The organism is Lysinibacillus sp. NPDC092081 (assembly GCF_044755845.1).
Classification (GTDB): Bacteria; Bacillota; Bacilli; order Bacillales_A; family Planococcaceae; genus Lysinibacillus.
In genome coordinates this window covers 1-5,829 of the sequence record NZ_JBIVRU010000037.1, presented here as the reverse complement: position 1 = coordinate 5,829, position 5,829 = coordinate 1, and the positions used below count along the sequence as shown (strand labels likewise).

Here is a 5,829-nt window from a genome sequence, read left to right as displayed (position 1 = left end):
AGCCCCCAACTACCATCGGCGCTAAAGAGCTTAACTTCCGTGTTCGGTATGGGAACGGGTGTGACCTCTTTGCCATCATCACTAGACTATTGTCGACCTTCAACACACGGCGTATTACTGCGTCAGCTTCTCTCGTTCAATTGGTCACGTACAGAGATACGCTCCCTCATTCACTCGTTTGCTTCCTTGTCCTACTTGTGTTTTGAAGCTCTCTTCGGCTTTCAATATACTTCGTATTTTGAAACCCTTATGTATTTCGTTTTGAAGTTTATTACCTGTCCTTCAAGACAAGAATTATTGTATAACGTTTTCTCACATTACGCAACACCTTTTTATAAAAAAAGAGAAATTAATACTTTTTGAAGATATTTTTGTAATGTAAGAGAAATTATCACTCTACTATTTATTATAGCAATTGTTCAATTAAAAGAAAACAATTAATTTATCAGTTGTGTTTTTATCTATTTTAATTCATTAAAATAGCTGATTTCCGATATGAGCTACTCCTTTCCGACTGTCAAGCCGCTTCGCTTTTCGCAGGAATCTTTAATCTGCTACAGGATCACTCAGAGTAGCCCTTCGTTACAATCAACTTAAAAGCAAAATATAAACAAAAAACTATTTATAGATTCAATTAACATGCCTGTTAATTTATCATTTCAAAATTATTTAATTATAGCTTTCAGGTTTCATTTTATCCTCAATCATATTAAACCCTAAATTTACTGCTCAGGTGAAAGAACACATCTGACGCTTCGCTTTCGTTACCGAAAGCATCTGCTAAAGAAGTTAAATAACAGAAAGCGCCATTTGTAATCGATCAATTTCCTCAAATGTTGTTGCTGGACCAAAAGATATTCTAAAAAATTGACGTGCCGCTTCCATAGAATAGCCCATTGATAAAATCGCATTCGTACCAGATTCACTATGAATATCACAAGCACTTCCTGTGGAAATACATATCCCCGCTTCATTTAATTTTAACAAAACATATTGGCCCTCTACTCTTTTCATCAATACACCACAAATATTAGGCAATTGCTCCTTACTCTCAATTATTTGACACGTTTCTTGTAAATTTTCCTTAAAGCTTTGACGTAATGCTTCATAATGCTTCCGCTCATATTCATAATCTTCAATTGCCGTAGCAAAAGCGACAATAGCTGGGGTATCCAGTGTTCCTCCCCTTAACCCACGCTCATGCGTGACACCTGGTGCTAATGCAGGAACACGGAGCTTAGGATTAATATAGATAGCTCCACATCCTTTTGGCCCACCTATTTTATGAGCTGAAACGGTAATAGCATCTACATGCTGTTTTAACGAGAGTTTACAAAAAGACTGTACACAATCGACATGCAAGAGAACATTTAATTGTTTTGCAATCTCGGCAATTTCTTCTATCGGTTGAATAGAGCCTATCTCTGAATTTACATGTTGAATAGTGATTAGAGCCGTATCTTCTTGTATTGCTTCTCGTAGTTGCTCCACATGAATACAACCATCTTGCTGTAAAGGTAGTTTTGTGACCACAAACCCCATTTTTTCAAGAGTATTTAAAGCCGCATGTACGGATGTGTGTTCAGCTTGTGATGAAATAATGTGCTTCCCTTTATTTGACGCTAAAGCTAATGACAAAATTGAAATTAAATTGCCCTCAGTTCCGCTTCCAGTAAAAATGACACCGTCACTATTTACTCCAAGAGCTCTTGCTACGACAGCTCTTGCCTGTTCAACAAAATAAAGCGCTTGCCCCCCTAGATCATGTAAGCTTGCACTATTCCCATAATACTGCTTTGCTACCTCACAATATGCTTTAAGAGCTTTTGGAGTCATTGGAGAAGTTGCTGCGTAATCTAGATAAATCATCTTATTCTTCCTTTCTAGTTTATCAGGTCTTGTTTTCTCTTTTATTTTATGTAAAGATATGTGTCAAGACAACTGTAAAGAAGGTATGTGTATGGATGTAATGACAGATGTACTTATTATTGGTAGCGGTATTGCTGCACTTCAAACTGCTCGACTTCTCGAAGGACATTTTCAAGTACAGATCGTTACAAAATGTTCAGTTAAAATGAGTAGTTCTTATCGTGCTCAAGGTGGTATTGCTGCCGTTACAAGTCAAGAAGATCATCCAAAGTTTCACATTGCTGATACGTTGACTGCTGGTGAATATCATCATGAAAGAAGGAATGTTGAAGTACTAATAGAAAACGGCACAGAAATTATGCGCGATTTATTAAATAAGGGCTTCCCAGTTGATCGACAAGTTGATGGGTCCCCGGCTCTAGGCCTTGAGGGGGCACATAGTCATCACCGCATTTTACATGCAGGCGGTGATCGTACTGGCCAAGTAATGATAGATTATTTGCTCAATCAACTTACATCTAATATCGTTGTGAATTGCTATGAAATGGCTTACGAGCTTTTATTGAATATAGATGGAGATTGCGTTGGCGTTTTGACAAAGGGGCCAGAGGGAGTGAAGCGCTACCTTGCCCACCATGTCATTCTCGCGACAGGAGGTGCAGGTGCTATTTATTCTTGTACGTCTAACTTTGCTACGAATACTGGAGATGGTATCGCTTTAGCATACCGTGCAGGAGCTGCCATCAGTGATATGGAATTTATGCAATTTCACCCTAGCTTACTTTGGTGTGATGGGCAGGCTAAAGGTTTAGTCTCTGAAGCTGTACGCGGTGCCGGTGGAGTGTTTGTCGATGCACAGCGCCATCCCATAATGAAAGGCATACATGAACAGTTGGACTTAGCACCACGCCATGTTACTGCACATGCATTATTTAATAAACGTACTGCTGGGCAGGAAACATTTATTGATATTTCAAGGATTGAACACTTTGAAATAAAATTCCCTACGATTGCTCAGCTTTGCTATGACAATCATGTTAATTTACAAGATGGATTAATTCCTGTAGCACCAGGTAGCCATTTCTTAATGGGTGGTGTTGTTGCTGATGACAAGGGAAGAACTTCCATTCCTAATCTATATGCAATTGGAGAAGTTGCTTGTACAGGGGTACATGGTGCCAATCGTTTAGCTAGTAACTCTCTTTTAGAAGGAATTGCGTTTGGGCAAAGAACAGCCCAATACATTATTCAAACAGGTTGCAAGCAAAATAGTTTCTTGATCGATGACAAACATCACCAACAAACAATGCCATCATTATTGACAAAAGATCAATTACGACAAATGATGATGCACACATTAGGCATTGTGAGAAATCCTATTGATATGCAACACTTCGTACAACAATTGCCCTCAATGCAAACACTTCTTCATGTTGATTTAGACGGCTTGAATCGACAGGAACTTGAACTTTACATGATGCATATTGTCGCTACATTAATGGCACACGCAGCCATTACACGAAAAGAAACTCGAGGAGCACATATTCGCATTGATAAACCACAAAATGATCATCAGTGGGCAAACCGCTGGATCATTTTTCAACAAGGACAGATGAAAGTGAGGAATTCATTATATGAATATCATCAAACTCGAGGAATTGCTCAAGCAATTTTTTAATGAGGATATAGGCGATGGAGATTTATCGAGTGAATTTATATTTTCTCCAGAACAGCAGGGATCTTTTTCATTTTATGCGAAAGAAAGCGGTATTTTTTGTGGAGCCCTTATCATTCAGCATGGATTTCTTCTTCTTGATCGATCGATGGATATTATCCTTTATAAACAAGATGGTGAAAAAGTAAATGCCGGGGATGTTCTTGCTGTTATTCAAGGACCTCTTCAAAAGTTATTAATGGGTGAGCGTGTAATTTTGAATCTTATCCAGCGTATGTCTGCTATTGCTACAGCTACAAATTTAGCGGTGCGAGAAACAGCAGGTACTAATGCGAAAATATGCGATACGCGCAAGACAATGCCTGGAATGCGTATGTTAGATAAATATGCTGTTAGAATCGGTGGTGCCTATAACCATCGCAATGGTTTATACGATGCGATAATGCTAAAGGATAATCATATTGCTTTTGCAGGTAGTATTACAAAGGCCGTACAGGCAGCCCGTGAGAAAATCGGTCACACCATTAAAATCGAAGTGGAAATTGAAACAAAAGCACAGCTAGATGAAGCAATTACAGCTGGTGCAGATATCATTATGTTTGATAATCGTAGCCCTGAAGAAATACGTGAATGGCTTCCAGCAGTTCCTCCACATATTGCTACAGAAGCTTCAGGCGGTATTTCGCTTCATAACTTAAATACCTATGCTGAAACAGGTATTCAATGGATATCACTCGGAGCGCTAACACATTCAGTAAAAGCCTTTGACATTAGTGCACTTGTACAAACGAAAGGAGCTAATTCCATTGTCCATCACTAGTTTATTACAACAAACGTCACTACTGCCAGAGCATTATCGTGCATTATCTAAAAAAGACATGGAATCTCGCATTCTAGCCATAAAAAAGAAATTAGGTAGTAAGCTCTTCATCCCTGGGCATCATTATCAAAAAGATGAAGTGATTCAATTTGCTGATGCAACGGGGGATTCCTTGCAGCTTGCTCAATTATCAGCAGCTAACAAAGAAGCTGAACATATAGTATTTTGTGGCGTACACTTTATGGCGGAAACAGCTGATATGCTTACAACTGAACAGCAGCATGTTTACTTACCTGATATGCGTGCAGGTTGTTCAATGGCAGATATGGCAGACATTTATCAAACAGAACAAGCATGGCCGATTTTACAAGAACTCTTTGGCGATACTATAATCCCTCTAACATATGTCAATTCTACTGCTGCTATTAAAGCATTTACTGGGAGACATGGTGGAGCCTGCGTAACATCGTCCAATGCAAAAGAAATGGTTAAATGGGCATTTACGCAAAAGCCTCGTATTTTCTTTTTACCAGATCAACATTTAGGTAGAAATACTGCGTATGATTTAGGAATACCGCTTGAAAATATGGCTGTTTGGAATCCTCATACAAATATGCTTGAGACAGATCAGCCCCCAGAAAACATTCAAGTCATCTTATGGAAAGGACACTGCTCTGTACACGAAGGTTTTACAGTTCAGCATACAGAGCTTATACGTCAAGTTCATCCAAATATGCGTATCATTGTTCATCCTGAATGTAATTGTGAAGTTGTTGCCGCTGCGGATGATGCAGGTTCTACAAAATACATTATCGATACGATTAATAAGGCACCGAGTGGCTCAGCATGGGCAATCGGTACTGAAATGAATCTCGTTAATCGTATGATCAAGCAGCACCCTGATAAGCAGATTATCTCTTTAAATGAGAACTTCTGTCCTTGTCTTACAATGAATAGAATTGACCTTCCACATCTACTTTGGTCCTTAGAAAGTATAGAAAAGGGGCAGCCACATAATCGTATTCAAGTAGATGCTCACATTGCGGAAGAGGCACGTAGCTCACTTGAAAGAATGCTATTAAAAGCTTCAGAACAAATGCTCTAAAGCGTTTATATCCAGCCCTAGGGATCGAAGTAACCTCGATGTAACGTTTTATCTTAGACTAAGACTATCCAATAACAAACGTCTACTCATTTCTGGTAGACGTTTTGTTAGTATAGTTAATTGAATCTTCTACGTGACATGTTGTAATGTTTGTTTTCAATTTAATAAATTTCAACATTTAATTAAACAATTGTTCATAAGGAAATATTAGAATCTTAATCTTCGTATCAAATCCTATATAGAATCTTAAAAGCTATCTTTATACAAAAAAATGCAGTAGATGTAAGTTACATCTACTGCATTTCAGTATGACCCGTACGGGATTCGAACCCGTGTTACCGCCGTGAAAGGGCGGTGTCT

The 5,829-nt window shown here is 38.6% G+C and carries 4 protein-coding genes and 1 rRNA gene; 3 read left to right on the top strand and 2 right to left on the bottom strand.

Features of this window, described 5'->3' with window-relative positions; genetic code table 11:
- Both rrf and ACIQLB_RS24415 read right to left on the bottom strand, forming a co-directional pair.
- Positions 1 to 86 (bottom strand): 5S ribosomal RNA (rrf, locus tag ACIQLB_RS24420); the annotation flags it as partial.
- Positions 87 to 789: 703 nt separating this feature from the next.
- A complete protein-coding gene (locus ACIQLB_RS24415) occupies positions 790 to 1,869 on the bottom strand; it encodes a cysteine desulfurase family protein (protein WP_400731321.1) in 1,080 nt (359 codons plus the stop codon).
- 91 nt (positions 1,870 to 1,960) lie between these two features.
- Between ACIQLB_RS24415 and nadB the strand changes: the two genes are divergently transcribed.
- Genes nadB through nadA form a run of 3 tightly spaced genes read left to right on the top strand, consistent with a single transcriptional unit; the run spans position 1,961 to position 5,469 of the window.
- Entirely contained in the window at positions 1,961 to 3,547 is a 1,587-nt protein-coding gene (gene nadB / locus ACIQLB_RS24410) for an L-aspartate oxidase (RefSeq protein WP_400731320.1), read from the top strand.
- The gene (gene nadC / locus ACIQLB_RS24405) at positions 3,504 to 4,364 is read left to right on the top strand and encodes a carboxylating nicotinate-nucleotide diphosphorylase (protein ID WP_400731318.1); all 861 of its coding nucleotides are present in this window, start codon (positions 3,504 to 3,506) and stop codon (positions 4,362 to 4,364) included. The genes nadB and nadC overlap by 44 nt, the downstream gene beginning before the upstream one ends.
- The gene (gene nadA, locus ACIQLB_RS24400) at positions 4,351 to 5,469 is read left to right on the top strand and encodes a quinolinate synthase NadA (RefSeq protein WP_400731316.1); all 1,119 of its coding nucleotides are present in this window, start codon (positions 4,351 to 4,353) and stop codon (positions 5,467 to 5,469) included. The genes nadC and nadA overlap by 14 nt, the downstream gene beginning before the upstream one ends.
- The last annotated feature ends 360 nt before the right edge of the window (positions 5,470 to 5,829 follow it).